Source organism: Actinomadura rugatobispora (genome assembly GCF_042656285.1).
In the GTDB taxonomy this organism is placed as follows: Bacteria; Actinomycetota; Actinomycetes; order Streptosporangiales; family Streptosporangiaceae; genus Spirillospora; species Spirillospora rugatobispora.
The window spans coordinates 1-16,287 of record NZ_JBHSON010000130.1; the positions used below are offsets into that span (position 1 = coordinate 1).

At 74.8% G+C, this 16,287-nt stretch carries 14 protein-coding genes; 4 read left to right on the forward strand and 10 right to left on the reverse strand.

All coding sequences use genetic code 11. The features are described 5' to 3' along the window. The 5 genes from ACFPZN_RS50725 to grpE all read right to left on the reverse strand — a co-directional run. Positions 1–1,284, reverse strand: a 1,284-nt coding sequence (locus tag ACFPZN_RS50725) for a GAP1-N2 domain-containing protein (protein ID WP_465252312.1), incomplete at its 3' end; no start/stop codon positions are given. Positions 1,285–1,291: 7 nt separating this feature from the next. Beyond that, positions 1,292–2,599 (reverse strand): hypothetical protein, encoded by a 1,308-nt coding sequence (locus tag ACFPZN_RS50730; protein ID WP_378291510.1) that lies wholly within the window; start codon positions 2,597–2,599, stop codon positions 1,292–1,294. Positions 2,600–2,606: 7 nt separating this feature from the next. Then, positions 2,607–5,261 (reverse strand): hypothetical protein, encoded by a 2,655-nt coding sequence (locus ACFPZN_RS50735; protein ID WP_378291512.1) that lies wholly within the window; start codon positions 5,259–5,261, stop codon positions 2,607–2,609. Between the two features lie 164 nt (positions 5,262–5,425). Further along, the gene (locus tag ACFPZN_RS50740; RefSeq protein WP_378291514.1) at positions 5,426–7,009 is read right to left on the reverse strand and encodes an Hsp70 family protein; all 1,584 of its coding nucleotides are present in this window, start codon (positions 7,007–7,009) and stop codon (positions 5,426–5,428) included. Positions 7,010–7,127: 118 nt separating this feature from the next. After that, positions 7,128–7,889 carry a nucleotide exchange factor GrpE gene (gene grpE / locus ACFPZN_RS50745; RefSeq protein WP_378291516.1) on the reverse strand — a complete coding sequence of 254 codons (762 nt, stop codon included), beginning with the start codon at positions 7,887–7,889 and terminating at the stop codon, positions 7,128–7,130. Between the two features lie 204 nt (positions 7,890–8,093). Here grpE and ACFPZN_RS50750 point away from each other — a divergent pair, with 204 nt between their 5' ends. The 3 genes from ACFPZN_RS50750 (at position 8,094) to ACFPZN_RS50760 (ending at position 9,952) form a co-directional block, all read left to right on the forward strand. Next, the gene (locus ACFPZN_RS50750) at positions 8,094–8,750 is read left to right on the forward strand and encodes an ACT domain-containing protein (protein ID WP_378291518.1); all 657 of its coding nucleotides are present in this window, start codon (positions 8,094–8,096) and stop codon (positions 8,748–8,750) included. Between the two features lie 102 nt (positions 8,751–8,852). Next, positions 8,853–9,509, forward strand: a complete 657-nt coding sequence (locus ACFPZN_RS50755; RefSeq protein WP_378291520.1) for a class II aldolase/adducin family protein — start codon at positions 8,853–8,855, stop codon at positions 9,507–9,509. A 23-nt stretch (positions 9,510–9,532) separates the two neighbouring features. Continuing rightward, entirely contained in the window at positions 9,533–9,952 is a 420-nt protein-coding gene (locus tag ACFPZN_RS50760) for a TIGR03668 family PPOX class F420-dependent oxidoreductase (RefSeq protein ID WP_378291522.1), read from the forward strand. On the opposite strand, the gene ACFPZN_RS50765 is transcribed toward ACFPZN_RS50760, so the two are convergent. The 5 genes from ACFPZN_RS50765 to sbnA all read right to left on the reverse strand — a co-directional run bounded on the left by ACFPZN_RS50765 (position 9,949) and on the right by sbnA (position 14,447). Then, on the reverse strand, positions 9,949–10,962 hold the full coding sequence (locus ACFPZN_RS50765) for an ADP-ribosylglycohydrolase family protein (RefSeq protein ID WP_378291524.1): 1,014 nt from the start codon (positions 10,960–10,962) through the stop codon (positions 9,949–9,951). The two genes, ACFPZN_RS50760 and ACFPZN_RS50765, sit on opposite strands and share 4 nt — an antisense overlap. 14 nt (positions 10,963–10,976) lie before the next feature. Beyond that, a complete protein-coding gene (locus ACFPZN_RS50770) occupies positions 10,977–12,077 on the reverse strand; it encodes an acyl-CoA dehydrogenase family protein (RefSeq protein WP_378291526.1) in 1,101 nt (366 codons plus the stop codon). Positions 12,078–12,161: 84 nt separating this feature from the next. Then, positions 12,162–12,395, reverse strand: coding sequence for a hypothetical protein (locus tag ACFPZN_RS50775; protein ID WP_378291528.1), 234 nt, complete (start codon positions 12,393–12,395; stop codon positions 12,162–12,164). A 28-nt stretch (positions 12,396–12,423) separates the two neighbouring features. Next, positions 12,424–13,452 (reverse strand): 2,3-diaminopropionate biosynthesis protein SbnB, encoded by a 1,029-nt coding sequence (gene sbnB, locus ACFPZN_RS50780; RefSeq protein ID WP_378291530.1) that lies wholly within the window; start codon positions 13,450–13,452, stop codon positions 12,424–12,426. Further along, positions 13,449–14,447, reverse strand: a complete 999-nt coding sequence (gene sbnA, locus ACFPZN_RS50785; protein ID WP_378291532.1) for a 2,3-diaminopropionate biosynthesis protein SbnA — start codon at positions 14,445–14,447, stop codon at positions 13,449–13,451. Before sbnA ends, sbnB begins: the two co-directional genes overlap by 4 nt. Positions 14,448–14,730: 283 nt before the next feature. On the opposite strand from sbnA, the gene ACFPZN_RS50790 reads away from it, so the two are divergent. Then, positions 14,731–16,251 (forward strand): amino acid adenylation domain-containing protein, encoded by a 1,521-nt coding sequence (locus tag ACFPZN_RS50790; protein ID WP_378291534.1) that lies wholly within the window; start codon positions 14,731–14,733, stop codon positions 16,249–16,251. The last annotated feature ends 36 nt before the right edge of the window (positions 16,252–16,287 follow it).

The following is a 16,287-nucleotide window of genomic DNA, read 5'->3' on the forward strand; positions in this document are numbered from 1 at the left end:
CGCCCGCGCCTCGCCCGGATCGACCGCCACGCCCGCATCGGACGCCGCCGCCGCGATCCGCGCGACCTCGCCCAGGTCGGGCGCCTCCACCAGCGCCGCCGTGACCGCGGGCCCCGGCCCGGCGTCCGCGGGCGGACCGGCCCCGCCGGTCGTGGACGTCCCCTCCGGCCGCGCGGGACCGGCGCCGCGGGCCCGCCCGTGGACGGCGAGCGCGAGATCGAGCCCCATCGCCGGCGCGCCCTGCGCCAGCTCCCGCCACACCCAGCCCGGGACGTTCCCGCCGCTGCGGGTGAGCAGGTCCGCGACCGCAGCCTCCTCCTCCGGCGTCACCGTCCGGTCGCCCCGGCACAGCGACAGCAGCGCCGCCGCCCGGTCGAGCACCTCGGGCGCGGCGCGCGCCCCCGGCGGCGCCAGCTCGCCCAGCTCGCCGAGCGCGTCCAGGCCCGCGAAGTCGAAGTCGCGCCAGCACGCCGCGACCGTACGGGCGAAGCGGCTCACCGGCGGCCCGCCCTGGAGCCCGCGGCCGCCGACGTGGAAGGCGTGCTCGGTGTGCCGCTGCGCCGACGCCCACACGTCCGGCGTGGTGCCGACGAGCCGCTGCGCCGCGCCGTCGGGATCGGCGCTGTAGGTCACGAACGACATCCGCGCCGCCGCCGCCACCGGCAGCGAGTACGACACCACCGCGATCCACCGGGCGATCGGCTCCACGTCCTCGGCGACCAGCACGACCCGGCCGTGGCCCCGCGCCAGCACCCCGGCCACCGCGTCCATCAGCCGGGCCAGCAGCGCGTACGCGTCACCGGGCCCGCCCTGCTCGGCCAGCCAGCGGGCGAGCGACTCGGGATCGGAGTCCGGGCCGGGGGACAGCTCGTCGAGCTCGGGCAGCACGGCGCCCGCCGCGCCGCCGCCGTCCAGCGGCCGGTCCGTCCACAGCGGCGCGTGCCACAGCTCGGCGGGACGCAGCCCCTCCAGCTCCTCCTCCTCGGCCACGACCGCGTGCGCGAAGAAGTTGCCGTACCGCCCGCTGTAGTCGCGGCCCAGGTACCGGCAGCGCAGCAGCAGCGGCCGCCCCGCCACCCGGTCGTACAGCAGCGCCACCGGGAACCGGTCGACCTCGGCGTCGTCGGGCGACAGCGGCGCACCCGGCGGCGGCCGGTACGACAGGTACGGCGTCACCCCGGCCCGGGTCCCCTCCGGCAGCCCCGGCGTCTCGGCGACGAACTGGAAACCGGCGCGGCCCGTCGGACCCCGCCGCGCCGAGGTGTAGTGGAGCTGCCAGGCCATGCCGCCCTCACCGTCCCCGCGCGCCGGACGGCCCGCCGCCCGCGCCGGGACGGACCCCGTCCAGCATCCCGAACCGGTGCAGCAGCCACAGCAGCGGATCCTCCGCCCGGTACGGCCGCACGCCGCCCGCGCCCACCCGGCCGTCCTCGGGCACGCCGCCCAGCGCCGAGATGCCGAACAGCGCGTGCTCGTCGTACTGCTGGCCGAGGTAGGTGTCCAGCTGCCCGGCCTGCCACTCGTGCAGCAGCGACCGCACCTGCGCGTCCACCGCCTCCCGGTCGTCGAGGTCCAGGACGCCCGCGCCGTCCCGCGAGCGGTGCAGCGCCGACTGCCGGGTCAGCCCCGGCCGCAACACGTCGATCTTGGTCAGCGCCACCGCGACCGGCACCGGCAGCCGCTCGCCCGGACGGGCCCCGTGCCGCTGCCGCAGCGCCTCGGTGACCCGGGCGATGATGTTGATCGGCTCGCTGTCGGGGTCGTCGCCCGGCGCCGGCGGGTGCGGCGCCGCGTCCACCAGCGCCGACCGGGCACCGGGCAGCTCCAGCGGATCGACCAGGAAGATGATCGCGTCCGCCGCCTCCAGGTAGCGCAGGTGCAGATCGCGCACCTCGCGGCTGCGCAGATCCTCGCCCGCGGTGTCGAACAGCACCAGCGCCAGCGAGTCGGTGCGCGGCCGCCCGGCCGCGAGCCGGCCCGGCGCCAGCCGGGGCCCCGAGCGCGCGCGGCGGGTCCGGGTCAGCAGGTAGACCAGCGGCTCGCGCGGACCGGTCGCCGCGCTGGCCGTGGTCGGCAGCAGCCGCCGCTCCTCCAGCAGCGGCCGGGCGAAGTCGCGCTTGTACCGCTCGATCGTCCGGTCGTCGCAGGCCACCAGCGAGGCGTCCAGCTCCGTCCCGATCCGGTTCATCAGCTCGTGCAGCAGCACCGCGATGTAGGTGCTCTTGCCCGCGTTCTTGGCGCCGACCAGCGCCACGATCCGCCCCGGCGAGTCCACGTACGCGGGCGGCAGCGGGTTGTGGCACTCCGGGCAGACCCGGTTCCCGGTGGCCTGCCCGCAGTCGGGGCAGTCCGCCCGTCCCGCGGCGGCGCCCCGCCGGCCCGGCGCCGCGAACACCGGCGGCAGCGACGCCCCCGCCGTCGACCCCAGATACTCGGCCAGCGGCTCGTCCAGCACCGGCTCGCACCCCTGGCGGCGGCCCGCCCGCCCCCGGCACCGGTACGGGATCCGCTGCGGCGCCACCACCGCGAAGCAATACGGGCAGGTCAGCCCCTGCCGGGCACGCGCGCCGGGGAGCGGCACCCGAGACGCCAACGACACGGCAGCCTCACCTCGAGACCTGGAGACGGCGAACCGGCGGGTCGCGCAGTTCGATGACATCATCCTCGGCGAAGCACCGCAGCCAACAGTCCCCGGCCGCACCGTCCCTCGGCAGCGCCACCGACAGCTCGCCCGGCACCGGCACCCCCTCCCACTCGGCGACCACCTCGCCGTCCGACGCCCGGTTCGGCATCACCGGCCCGTCCCGCCGCACCAGCAGCAGCCGCCGGATCCGCAGCGGACGCGCGCACGCCAGCCTGATCGTCAGAGAGCGCCGCCGCCGCGACCCGCCGCGCTCCAGGTCGTAGTGGACCAGGACGCGCGGATCCACCCGCGCCGTGACCGGCGGCCCCGTCACCAGCGCGCCGCCGACCGTCCCGGCCGCCGCCACCGACACCTCCACCGGCAGCTCCTCGGGCACCTCCACCCGGATCCCGCTCCGGGTCCCGTACGCGGCGCGGCTGACGACCTCCCGCCCCGCCGCCCCGGCGGCACCGCCCGGCCCGCCCCGCCACACCAGCTCCACCTCGGCCACCTCGGCCGGCCAGTCGAACCCCACGTGCACGTACCGGCCGCGGCGCTCGGTGACCAGGCGGCGCGGCGGCGGCAGATGCACGTGCCGGTGGTACGCGCCGACCGCCGCCCTGCCCTCGGCCACCGTCACCGCCAGCAGCCAGCCCGACCCGCCCGGCCGCACCGTCAGACCCCCGGTCGCCGGGACGCCCGCCAGCCGCCGGCTCGCCGCCCGCACGTCCTCCACCGGCACCAGCGCGCTGCGCGGCCACGGCGGCGACCGGTCCAGCATCACCAGCTCCGGCTCCCCGTGCCGGGGCCGCTCGAACCGCACCCGCAGCAGCCCCGGATCGGACGGCTCCGGCTCGGCGGACAGCTCGTACACCGGCTCCGGCGGCGCGCTCGGCGTCACCGTCACCCGCACCCCGGGCGTGACCACCTCCCGGTCGTCGCCGTCGAGATAGACGGCCGAGACGCGGTAGCGGTGCGCGGCCCCGTTGGGGACCCGCTCCTCGAAACCCTCACGGCCCGCGGGCACTGGCCGCCCCTCCCGGGCCACCACCACCCGCACCGCCTCCGCCGGGCACCGCCACCGGCCCGTCACCACCCCGTCGCCCGGGACGATCTCCACCTCGCCCGGCTCCGGCCGCACCACCACCGGCCCTGCGACCGCCGGCGCCGCCGCCGCCTCGCCCCGCACCGCGACCACCCCGTAGTACAGCGGGACGTTCACCGGCGGCCGGTCATCGCGCCCGCCCTCCACCGGCTCGCCGTCCCCGGCGCCCCGCGGCGGACGATCCCGGCACCGCACCACCCGGTAGGCCACCTCGCCCGCCGTGGACGGCGACGGCTCCCACGACAACCGCACCACCGCGCCCGCGGCGCCCGTCCCGTCGATGTCGGCGCGCAGCCCCGGCACCGGCTTCGGCGGCAGCCGCCGCTGGTGCTCCCGCGCCCCCGGCAGATCGCGCACCAGCCGCAACGCGTCCGCCAGCAGCAGCCACGCCCGGTCCGGATCGTCCGCCGCCACCGCGTGCTCGCGCAACCGCACCGCGGTGTCCACCCGGTGCCGCGCCTCCGCCGCCAGCACCTGCGCCTCCTCCGGCTCACCGCCCGCCCGCGGCGCCCCGGCCGGCGGCACCGGCACCCGCGCCGCCTCCGCCAGCTCCGCCGCCGCGTACACCTCGCCCGCGTCCAGCAGCGCCCGCAACCGCCCCGACAGCCCCCCGTCGCCCCCCGGACCCGTCTCCCGCAGCACCGCGAACACCAGCCGGTGCGCGTCGTCGCGGTCGACGCCCAGATCCTCCAGCGCGTGCCGCAGCAGCGCCCGCTCCGACGCCCGCTGCCGCAACCGCTCCCGCAACCGGTCGACCACGTCGTACCGCACCAGCTCGGCCAGATCCGCGCCCGACCGCAGCGCCGCCAGCACCGTGTCCGCGTGCGTGGTGCTGGTGTCGCGGCTGCGCCGCGCCCACTCCGCCGCCGTCGCCGCCACCGCCTCCGCGTCCAGCCGCAGCGGCCGCCCGCCCGGACCCGGCGCCGCGAACCCCTGCAGCACCCGCATCGGACCCCGCAGCCGCCCCCCGAACACGAAGTCCGCCAGATGCCGCCGGCCCAGCACGTCCAGCGACTCCCGCACCTTCCGGTACGCCGCGTACGGGGCCGCCGCCGGCAGCCGGTCCGGCTCCCGCACCTCGATCCGGTCGGCCGCCGCCAGCGACTCCAGCTCCGCCCGCGCCACCCCGGAGGTCCGCGCGATCCCCTCCACCTCCGCCGGGGCCACCGTCCGCAGCATCCCCGCCGCGTCCGCCAGCCGCGCCCGCGCCTGCGCCCGCCGCTCCCGGGTCCGCTCCCGGCCGCCCGCCAGCCGCTCGGCCAGCGGCCGCAGATCACCCCGCTCCGCCGCCGCGAACAGCGGCGCCAGCTCCCGGTGCTCGGCCTCTAGCCGGTCGATCAGCTTCCGGTACTTCAGCTGCCCCCGCGCCCGCCGCCAGCACTGCCGCACCTCCTTGACGCGCGCCGCCACCGCCGGCGCCGTCAGCGGATCGGGCAGCGCGTACCGCACCCGCAGATCCTCCGGCGGCTGATCCCCCGCCGCCCGCGCGGGCTCCAGCACCTCCCGCTGGTAAACGGCATCGTCCATGCTCATGGCCTCGCCTCCGCTCGGCGGCTCGCGGCCGTTCTTTCGCGGCGGCTTCCCTCGTCGCTCCGGTCGCTCGTCCCTCGCTCCCTGCGCTCCTCGGTCCAGCCGCCGCGCGGCCGCTCGCGGCTCATGGCCTCGCCTCCGCTCGGCGGCTCATGGGGCGGGGGAGATCAGGTGACCTGGACCTTGGAGAGGGCGCGGCGGGACTTCTCGACCTCCTCCTCCGACATGCCGCCCACGTCGACCTTCAACTCCAGCCGCTCCCCGGTCTCCTTCTCCACGGCGGTGACGTTGAGCAGGCCCGAGGAGTCGAGCTCGAAGGTCACCCCGATCGGCCAGCCCGCCTGCTTGCCCGGCGGGACCCGGATGTCGCCGGTCGCGATCTCGGTGTTGTCGATCAGCTCCGCCGACTCCACGCTGCCCGCCTGCTCCATCACCCGGATGTCGGCCGAGGTCTGGTCGTCGTAGACGGTGAAGAAGTCCTCGGTACGGGCCGCGGGCAGCTCGTCGTTGGCGTGCACCAGATGCGCGACGTGCTCGGCGCCCGACTCGCGGTCGACCACCACGATCCCGAACGCGTGCGAGGCCACCGTCCGGATCTGCCGGGCCGCGATCTGCCGCTGCTGGTCGGCCGACAGCCCCGCGCGCCCCGCCATCTCCTCGGCCCGGTCCTGGTCGCCGGCCGCCAGCAGCCGCCGGTAGGTCTCCTCGAACGCGTACAGCGCCGCGCCCTTGGCCACCGCCAGGTCCGGATCCTGCAGCCGCGGCTTCAGCCCCAGCTCGGTCTCCAGCCGCGCCATCACCACCGGCATCTTCGTCGACCCGCCCACCAGCACCAGGTCGTCGTAGTCCTCCACGCCCTTGTCGGCGGCCGTGGCCAGCGTCCGGCCGGTGATCTCGATGGTGCGGTCGAGGAGGTCGCGGGTCAGCTCCTCCAGCCGCTCCCGGGTCACCTCGACCGCCGACACCCGGCCGTCGTGCATCACCCGGACCGTGTGCGCCGTACGGGTGGTGAGGGCCTTCTTGGCGTCCTCGGCGTCGCGGCGCAGCTGCTGCTCGGTCTGCTTGTCGTCCAGCGGGTCGCTCGCGTCCTGGTGCTCGGAGCGGAACCGCTCCGCCAGGTACTCCACCAGCCGGGCGTCCCAGTCGGCGCCGCCCAGCTCGTGGTCGCCGTCGGTGCACACCACCTCGATGTGCCCGCCGCGCAGCGAGATCACGGTGGTGTCGAACGTGCCGCCGCCCAGGTCGTACACCAGGATGGTGCGGTCGCCCTCGGGGTTCAGCACCCCGTAGGTGATCGCGGCGGCGATCGGCTCGGACACGATGTCGATCACGTTCAGCCCGGCGATCCGGCCCGCCTTGCGGGTGGCGTCGCGCTCGGCCGCGCCGAAGTAGGCCGGCACCGTCACCACCACGTCCCGGGCCTCCTCCCCGTCGGTGGTGCGCGCGTCGGTCGCCAGCTTCAGCAGGATGAACGCCGACAGCTCCTCGGGCGTGTAGTCGAACCCGCCGATCCGCCGCGTCACGTCCCGGCCCATGTCCCGCTTGATCAGGCTCACCACCTGGTCGGGCGCCAGCACGGCGGTGTCCTTGGCGGTGGCGCCGACGACCACGTTGTCGCCGCTCTCGAAATAGACCACCGACGGAGTGGTGTCGGTGCCCTCCAGGTTGCGCAGGACCGTGGGCCGCCCCACTTCGTCGATGGAGGCGATGCACGAGTACGTGGTTCCCAGGTCGATCCCGTAGACGGCCATCAGAGTCGCGCGTCGCCCCGGCGCTCGGCCGCGGCGGTGCTCGCGCTCGCTCCCTTCCAGATGTCGGTGGCGGCGGGGAGTCACCTCCCGATCGCCTGATCTTGGGCTCAGCGGGGTCTCAGGCGCACGGCCCGGGTCTCATGGTCTCGCCTCGGCCGTTCTCGCGCAGGCCACTTGACCCGGACGAGAGGAACGGCCCGCCGGCGCCGTCCGCCTCGGCGGCCGTGCCCACGGTCACCTCGGCCTTGCGCACGACGCGCCCGTCGCGTTCGAAGCCGTCCGACCGGACCGCGAGCACGGTGCCCGCGGCGGCCGGGTCGGCGACCTGCTCGGCCGCCACGGGACGGTGCCGCACCGGGTCGTAGGGCGCGCCGGGCTCCACGGTGAACCGGTCGGCCCCGGTGCGGGCCAGGGCGTCGGCCACCTCGTCGGCCACCGCCGTGAACAGCGCGGCGGCGTGCGCGGGGCCGGGGGGCTCGGGCGCGGCCCAGCGGGCGGCCTCGCGCCGGGCCATGTCGTGCAGCCGGTAGAGGGCCGCCCGGACCGGCTCGAAGGCCGACTGCAGCTCGCCGCGGCGCAGGACCTGGTTCTCCTCGTGCAGCCGGTCGATGATCGCCTCGCGGTGCGCGGCGCGCTCGTGCTCGCGCTCCAGCCGCTCCGACAGCGCGGCGATCGCCTCGATGATCTCGTCGCGGACGGGGTCGGGCCCGTCGGGATCGGGGTCCGGCTCGGGGGGCGCGGGAGGCGGCGCCGGCTTGGCGGCGGCCTCGGCGACGGTAGAGGGCGCGGCGGCGCCCTCGTCCTCGGCCGGTGCAGGGGGCGGTGCCGCTGCGGAGGGGACGGACCCCTCACTGACTAGGCGATCCCGGGCGCTCGACACGTGCAGTTACCCTAATGGGCCGCACCTGACGAGGGTAGACCCTCGACCTTTCCGTTCCGGTCACACTTCCGGCCCCCTCCGGCCCGTTTCCGGTCCGTCCGATCCGGATCCGTCCGGGTTTCTTAACGCCGACATGCCGGGGTAACACGAAGGAAACGACGGTGCCGCATCGTGGAACGCACCGTTGGACGACAGGAGGTGCCCATGTTGCTGCGGATTCGTGTGAGGCTGCCGGACCGGCCCGGCTCCCTCGGCAAGGTCGCGCGCATTCTGGGCGCGGCCGGAGCGGACGTGGCCCAGATGGCGGTGCTGGAGCGCGACAACGGCCGCGCCCTGGACGACTTCACGGTCGCCTGGCCGGCCGGCGCGGGGATCGACCGGCTCTGCGACGGGCTGGCCTCCATCCCCGGCGTCGACATCGTGGGAATCTGGCCGACCGCCGAGCCGCAGGGCGCGTTCCCCGACGCCGCCCTGATCGGGCAGCTCGCGGCCGTGCCGGAACGCGGCGCGGTCACGCTGGCCGACGCCGTCCCCGCCCTGCTCAGCGCCGACTGGGCGGGACTGGCCGAGATCGCCCCGGAGGGCGCCGCGCTCGTGCACGCCAGCCTGGGCGGGCTGGCCGGAATGGAGCTTCCGCCGCTGGAGCCGGTACGGGCGCGCGCGTTCACCGCGCAGGACGGCACGCAGTTCGCCCTCTGCCCGATCGCCACCGCCTCCGGTGCGACACAGGTCCTGGTGGTCGCCCGCACGGGCGCCCCGCCGTTCCACCGCACCGAGGTCTTCCGGCTGGCCCAGCTCGTGAGCGCCGCCGAGGCGGTCCTGGGCGTCCGGCGCCCGGAAGATCTGGTACGTAGCTCGTAACGAGGATGAAACCGGCTAGACGCCGCGAGCGTCTACTTTGTTGGACATGCCCCTCGATGCGGCGGCGCGGTCGCGTCGAGGGGCATGTCGTATTTTCGGTCCATGTTGATGCGGGATGCGCGGATCGCGTTGTGTTCGGTCGGGCGGCGGATGGCCGAGAGCGGGCTGGTGAGCGGGGCCAGCGGGAACATCAGCGTCCGGGCCGGTGATCTGGTGGCGGTGACGCCGGGCGGGATGATGCTGGACCGGATGGAGCCGGAGGACTGCCCGGTCCTTGATCTGGACGGCAAGCTGATCGAGGGGGAGCGGGACCCGTCGTCGGAGACGCCGATGCATCTGGCGATCTACGAGGTGTCCGGTGCCGCCGCGATCGTGCACACGCATTCCACGTACGGGGCCGTGGTGGCGACCACCATGGAGGAACTGCCGCCGATCCACTACAACTCGCTGGCGCTGGGCGGGGTGGTGAAGGTGGCCGAGTACGCCACGTACGGGACGGCGGAGCTGGCCGCCAACGTGCGGGCCGCGCTGGAGGGCGGCAGGTGGGGGCGGATGCACGCGGCCCTCATGGCCAACCATGGCGGGGTCACGCTGGGGCGGGATCTGGAGGAGGCGTACGAGAACGCCCGGCTCCTGGAGTGGTTGTGCGGTGTCTACGTGCGGGCGCGGATGATCGGTGAGCCTCGGGTGCTGACGGAGGAGGAGCTGCAGCGGGTCGTGGAGCGCGGGCTGGTTCCGCCCGACCACTCGCCCGAGTAGCGCTGGCGTGGCAGGCTGCTGGGGTGGCCCGGCTCACTCCCGATGACGCGTTGCGCCGGTTGGCGGACGTTCCCGTGGTACGGCTCGCGACCGCCGGCGAGGACGGCCGTCCTCACCTGGTCGTGGTCACGTTCGCCGTGGCCAGGGGCATGATCTACACGGCCGTCGACCACAAGCCCAAGAGCACCCGCGACCTCAGGCGCCTCGCCAACATCCGCGCCAACCCCCGGGTGTCACTGCTGGCCGACCACTACGAGGACGACTGGGAGCGGCTGTGGTGGGTGCGGGTGGACGGTCACGCCCGCGTCCTGGACGATCCCGCCCAGATGGCGGAACCGGTCGCGCTGCTGGCGGAGCGCTACGAGCAGTACCGGGGGCGCCCCCCGGAGGGCCCGGTCATCGCGATCGTGATCGATCACTGGACCGGCTGGTCGGCCTCCTAGTCCCAGGCGCGGCCGATTCTGGCGAGGGTGTCGGCGTACTCGATGCGGGTCGCCCATGCGGCGGGCCAGGCGTCCATGCCGAGGCGGGCTCCGGCGAAGGCGCCGGCCAGGCAGGCGATCGAGTCGGAGTCGCCGGAGCTGGCGGCGCCGCGGGAGATGGCCGAGACGGGGTCGTCGGGGAAGAGCAGGAAGCACAGGAGGCCGGTGCCGAAGGCCTCTTCGGCGATCCAGCCGCCGCCGGTGGCCTCGCACGGGTCGGCGTCGCGGTCGGGGCGGGCCAGTGCGGCGTCCAGGCGGTCGAGGACGCCGAGGCATTCGTCCCAGCCGTAGGAGATGAAGTCCTCGGGGGTCTTGACGCCCCAGCGGGACCACAGGTCGGACAGCCAGCGCTCGTGGTAGGTGAGCCGCTGGGCGTTGGCGCGGTCGCGGAGCGCGGCGGGCAGGTCGGCGGGGGCCATGCCTTCGCGCAGCCACCACACGGTGAAGGCGGTCAGTTCGCTGGCGGCGAGTCCGGTGGGGTGGCCGTGCGTCAGGGCGGCCTGGAGTTGCGCGGCGCCGGCGCGGGTCTCGTCGGTGAGGCCGCGCGGCAGGCCGAGGGGGGTGGCGCGCATGTTGGCGCCGCATCCCTTGGAGTTGTGCTGGGTGGCGTCCAGCCAGTGGCGGCCGTCCTGGAGGCCGCGGCAGGCGCGGATGGAGGTGCCGCCGGGGGCGCGGGTGTTGTCGGGGCTGATCAGCCAGTCGATGAACCGGCGCCGCCACATCGGCGTGATCAGGTCGGGGGTGAACGGGGGGTTCTCCAGGGCGTCCAGCAGTCCGAGCGCGACCGCGATGCCCATCTGGGTGTCGTCGGTGACGAGGGCGGGGGTGCCGGTCAGCTCGCGGGGGCCCGCGGCGCCGTACCGGTCCCGGATGCGGCGCATGTCGAGGAATTCGGTGGGGGCGCCCAGGGCGTCGCCGTACGCCAGCCCGAACATGCTGCCGCTCGCCAGTCTCGCAAGTGAGGTCCGCATCGGACCATTGTCGATCAGATGCCGACCAGTCCGGCCAGCCGTCCGCGGTGCAGCGCCGGGGGCCCGAGGAGCTCCTGGGACGACTTGGCGCGCTTGAAGTAGAGGTGGGCGTCGTGCTCCCAGGTGAAGCCGATGCCGCCGTGAAGCTGGATGGTCTCGGCCGCGACGTGGAAGTAGGCGTCGGAGCAGTACGCCTTGGCCAGCGCGGCGGCGGCGGGCAGCTCGGTGGGGCGCTCGTCGGCGGCCTCGGCGGCGTTCAGCACCGTCGACCGCGCCGACTCGACCTGGACGAACATGTCGGCGCACCGGTGCTTGACCGCCTGGAAGCCGCCGATGGGACGGCCGAACTGATGCCGCACCTTGGCGTATTCCACGGTCATCTCGAGGGTGCGTTCGGCGCCGCCGAGCTGCTCGGCCGCCAGGGCGACCGCCGCGATGTCCAGGGCCCGGCTCAGGACGGGCCCGGCGTCGGTGGTGAGGAGGCGGGCGGGCGTTGCGGTGAAGGAGAGGCGGGCCAGGCGGCGGGTCTGGTCGAGTGTGGTCAGCGGGGTCCGGGCCAGCGTGGTGCCGTCCACGGCGAAGAGCGCGAGCCGGTCTCCGGCGCGGGCGGCGACCAGGACGAGGCCGGCGATGTGGCCGTCGAGGACGTAGGACTTGGCGCCGTCCAGAATCCAGCCCTGGGGCGTGTGCCGGGCCTCCATGGTCACGGCGGCGGGGTCCCAGTCTTCGCTCTCCATCCAGGCGAGGGCGGCCAGCGTGGTGCCGTCGGCGATTCCGGGGAGCAGGTCGCGCTTGGCGTCCTCGTCGTCGCAGGCCAGCAGGGTCGCGGCGGCGAGCACGGCGCTGGAGAGGTACGGCGCGCACACCAGCGCGCGGCCCATCTCCTCCATCACCACCGCGATCTCGCGGACGCCGAAGCCCGCGCCGCCGTACTCCTCGGGGATCGCCAGCGACTGGAGGCCGAGCTGCCCCGCCATCAGCTCCCAGACGGCGGGGTCGTACCCCGCGGGGGTCTCCATCAGCCGCCGCACCTCGGCCGACGGCGACCGGTCGGCGAAGAACCGCCGCAGGGCCGCCCGCAGCTCCTCCTGCTCCGGCGTGACCTGCAGCTCCATGCGCCCACCTTAAATCAAACAGATGTTAGTTAGATTATTGTGCCCCAGCAGGGTGCCGGGCGGCCAGCCCGGCACCCCGCGCGGTCAGGGGGCCCAGTCGTGGGAGCCCAGGACGAACCCATCGGAGGTGGACCGGACGTGGTTGGCGGAGACCAGGTGGCTCAGGGCCGCCCAGATCTCCTCCTCCGGGCGCTCGATCAGCTCGGTGAGCGTGCCGATGTCGGCGGCCCCGCCCTCCTTGTCGATCTCCGCGACCGTCTCGTACACCACCAGCTCGAAGTCGCTCATCTCCTGGACGTCGCCGCGTTTCTCATCCATAAGGGCGGCATGCCCGCTCTGGCGGAGATCAGCCGTAGCGTTTGAGCTCGTGGAAGAACCCCGGCACCGTCCGCAGGCCGCCCGAGGACTCCACCCGGTCGTAGACGTAGCGGGCCACCGCCAGGTCGAGGACGCCCAGGCCGAACGGCGAGAACACCACGGTCCGGTCCGCGGGCGGCGCGGCCGCGCCGGTCAGGACGTCGTGGAGGGTGCCGTCGACGAAGTCGCGGTTCCCCGTCCGCTGCTCGGCCAGGTGGGGGGAGGTGCCGGCCTTCAGGCAGTGGTCGACGTCGTCGACGATGTTGTACGAGGAGAGGATGATCTCCGGCGCCAGGTCGCGCAGCGAGATGTGCAGCACCAGCGGGTGGTGGGAGAACCAGTCCGGGTCGGCGACGTGCGGCTCGCCCGCCACCGTGGCGAAGACGACCAGGTCGCTGGAGCGGATCAGGTCCTCGGGCTTGTCGTGGATCGTGACCGGGGCGGTCTCGGTCCGCTCCAGGTAGCCCTTGAAGCCCGCCGCGTGGCCGGGGTCCAGGTCGTGCACGCCGAGCGCGGAGAAGGAGAAGCCGTTCGCGGCCAGGTAGGTGTGCAGGTAGCGGGCGATCAGCCCGACGCCGAAGAACCCGGCGCGCAGCTCGCGGCGTCCGGTGAGCACGGTCGCGGCGAGCGCGGCGGACGCGGCCGTCCGCGCCGCGCTGATGATGGACGACTCCAGGCACGCGAACGGGTAGCCGGTCTCGGCGTCGTTCAGGATCAGCACCGCGGACGCGCGCGGCAGCCCGTCGGCCACGTTCTCCGGGAAGCTGGAGATCCACTTGATGCCGTGCACGCCCACCGGGCCGCCGACCGAGGCCGGCAGCGCGATGATCCGCGAGGACGGCCGGTCGGGGAAGCGCAGGAAGTAGGAGTCGGGGTTGACGGTGGCGCCCTCGCCGTGCAGCCGGTAGGCGGCCTCCACCATGCGGGTGACCTGCACCTCGCGGCCCCCGATCGCCTCGTGCACCTGCTCACCGGAGATGACGGCGAAGGAGGGCGGCCGCGTCGTCGGCTCGGTCATCGGATCTCTATCTCCTGGACGTCGGTGCCCGGCAGGTTCAGCTCGGGCACGATCGGGGCGAAGTTGGCGCGCAGCCAGCTCTCCTCGTAGATCGAGTCGAGGTAGCGCTCGCCGAGATCGGGGGCGACGGCCACGGTCACCGGGTGCTCGCCGGGGTACTTCTCCTCCAGCCAGCGGACCGCGCCCGACACCACGGTGCCGGTGGACCCGCCGAACAGGAAGCCCCGCGCCGACAGCCGGTGCACGGTGCGGATCGTGTCGGTCTCCGGCACGTGCACCACGTCGTCGATGTAGGACTCGTCCACCAGCTCCGGGCGGGTGCTGGTGCCCAGGCCCGGCACCATGCGGCGCTCGGGGATGCCGCCGAAGGTGACCGAGCCGACCGCGTCCACGGCCACGATGGTCACCGGGCGGTCGCGCTCGCGGAAGTAGCGGGCGCAGCCCATCAGCGTGCCGGTGGTGCCGGCGCCGACGAACAGCACCTCCAGGCCGGGGAAGCGGCGGTCGATCGCCGGGGCCGTGCCGTGGTAGTGCGCCTTCCAGTTGGCGTCGTTGGCGTACTGGTTGAGCCACACGTACCGGTCGTCGGAGGCGCACAGGTCGCGGACGTAGCGGATCCGGCTCTCCAGGAACCCGCCCGCGGCGTCCGGGGTCGACACCACCCTGACCTCGGCGCCCAGCGCCCGCATCAGCCGCATCGACGCCGGGTTGCAGCGCGGGTCGGTGACGCACAGGAAGCGGTGACCCTGTGCGGCGGCGATGACGCTCAGCGCGATGCCGAGATTGCCCGAGGACGACTCGACGATGGTGGAGCCGGGGGGCAGCAGCCCGTCCCGGCGGGCCGCGGCGACCATCTCCGCGGCCGCCTTGAGCTTGACCGAGCCGGCGAAATTGAAGCCCTCGCACTTGAGGTAGATCGGATGTCCGAGGACCTGCCGCAGGTCCACGTAGAGGTCATCGACGTTGAATTCGTGCGGCGCGGTGATGATGGGCACGCTGCCACCCTCGGGATGAATGACAATTTTTTGGGGCCGTGGAGTTTTCTCGCCATTCCCCGCTTCCCCCGATGATTCTCCGCAGGGTTCTGACCGAACCGTGGCGGAGCCTCACCGTACCTTCGGGGATCTGTACCCGCAACCCCGCATAACTGCCCGGGAGCGTTGAATACGGGGAATCCGGTGCCCTTCCCGAGGGGCCGGACATAAGCTATGCCGACCCGCTCGGGCGGCCCCGTTTTCTCGATGACGGTGGAGAAGTTCGATCTTACGGAGAGTAATGATGGACGCTCGCGAACCCGTGTCCACCCGGCTCCTTGACCACGCGGACCTGCCCGAGGTGGAGATCGGCGCGGCGCAGGCGCGGCGGGCGGCGGAGCTGGCCGCCCGGCTCGGCATGACCCGCGACCAGGCCGCTGGCCTGGACGATCCCGTGATCGCGGTGGTCGAGCGGATCGCCGCCGGGCGCGACCGTCCCGCCGTCGCCGACGCCGCCCGCACCCTCACCTACGGCGGGCTGGCCGCCGAGGCGCGCCGCCTGGCCGCGCTGCTGGAGCGGGCCGGGGCCGGGCCCGGGGTGGTCGTCGGCGTGGGCGGCGGCCGGTGCGCGACCGTGGTGGCGGCGTTCCTGGCGATCGAGCTGGTCGGCGCGCTGTACGTGCCCGCCGACGCGACCTGGCCGGCGGCCCGGGTCCGGGACGTGCTCGCGCAGGCGGGCGCGCCGTTCCTGCTGGTCGTGGACGAGGGCGAGCCCGCGCCCGCGCTGCTGGAGGGCGCCGCCGCGGCGGGCTGCGCGGTCGTCCGGGCGGGGGAGGCGGCGGCGTGCGAGCCGTGGCGGGGCCCGGCCCGGCTGGAGTCGCCGGACCAGCCCCGGTACGTACTGTTCACCTCGGGTTCCACCGGCCGTCCCAAGGGCGCCGTCGTCGAGCACCGGGGGATGCTCAACCACCTCCGCGCAAAGATCATCGACCTGGGGCTGACCGGCGCGGACGTGGTGGCGCAGACCGCCCCGCTGGGCTTCGACATCTCGGTCTGGCAGATGCTGTGCCCGCTGCTGGTGGGCGGCCGGGTGGACGTGGTCGGCGACGAGGTCGGGCACGACCCGGTGGCCCTCGCGCGCGCCGTGGCGGAGCAGGGCATCACGGTCGTCGAGCTCGTCCCGACCATGGTCAGGCACCTGCTGGACGACCTGGCCGGCGGCTCCGCGCTGGACGGGCTGCGCTGGATGATCGCCACCGGGGAGGAACTGCCCGCCGAGCTGGCCCGCCGCTGGCTGGAGGCGATGCCGGGCGCCGGGCTGCTGAACGCCTACGGCCCCACCGAGTGCTCCGACGACGTCACCCACCACACCGTCACCGCCCCCGACCTGGACCTGCTCCGCCTTCCCATCGGGACGCCCATCGCCGGCGCGCGGCTGTACGTGCTGCGCCGCCTCGAAGACGGCGGGGACGACGGCGGCTGGGCCGCCTGCGACGTCGGCGAGACGGGCGAGCTGTTCGTCGGCGGCGCCTGCGTCGGGCGCGGCTACCTGGGCGATCCCGAGCGCACCCGCGACGCCTTCTACAAGGACCCCTTCGACGGCGCCGCGGCCGGGCGCCTCTACCGGACCGGCGACGCGGTGCGGCTGCTGCCGCCCGGCGCGGGCGGCGCGGACCGGCCCGTCCTGCAGTACCTGGGACGCGTCGACCGGCAGGTGAAGATCTTCGGGGTGCGGATGGAGCTCGGCGAGATCGAGGCCGTGCTGCAGCGCCACCCGTCGGTGGGGGCCGCGGCGGTCGTCGTCCACGAGTACCCGGCCCTCTGACGCGGGGGAATGACACCGCGCGAGGACCCGATCGCT

Coding starts and splice junctions, on each gene's coding strand:
- ACFPZN_RS50735 (WP_378291512.1), bottom strand. CDS start 5,261: ATGAGCATGGACGATGCCGTTTACCAGCGGGAGGTGCTGGAGCCCGCG.
- ACFPZN_RS50740 (WP_378291514.1), bottom strand. CDS start 7,009: ATGGCCGTCTACGGGATCGACCTGGGAACCACGTACTCGTGCATCGCC.
- ACFPZN_RS50750 (WP_378291518.1), top strand. CDS start 8,094: ATGTTGCTGCGGATTCGTGTGAGGCTGCCGGACCGGCCCGGCTCCCTC.
- ACFPZN_RS50755 (WP_378291520.1), top strand. CDS start 8,853: ATGTTGATGCGGGATGCGCGGATCGCGTTGTGTTCGGTCGGGCGGCGG.
- ACFPZN_RS50765 (WP_378291524.1), bottom strand. CDS start 10,962: ATGCGGACCTCACTTGCGAGACTGGCGAGCGGCAGCATGTTCGGGCTG.
- ACFPZN_RS50770 (WP_378291526.1), bottom strand. CDS start 12,077: ATGGAGCTGCAGGTCACGCCGGAGCAGGAGGAGCTGCGGGCGGCCCTG.
- ACFPZN_RS50775 (WP_378291528.1), bottom strand. CDS start 12,395: ATGGATGAGAAACGCGGCGACGTCCAGGAGATGAGCGACTTCGAGCTG.
- sbnB (WP_378291530.1), bottom strand. CDS start 13,452: ATGACCGAGCCGACGACGCGGCCGCCCTCCTTCGCCGTCATCTCCGGT.
- ACFPZN_RS50790 (WP_378291534.1), top strand. CDS start 14,731: ATGGACGCTCGCGAACCCGTGTCCACCCGGCTCCTTGACCACGCGGAC.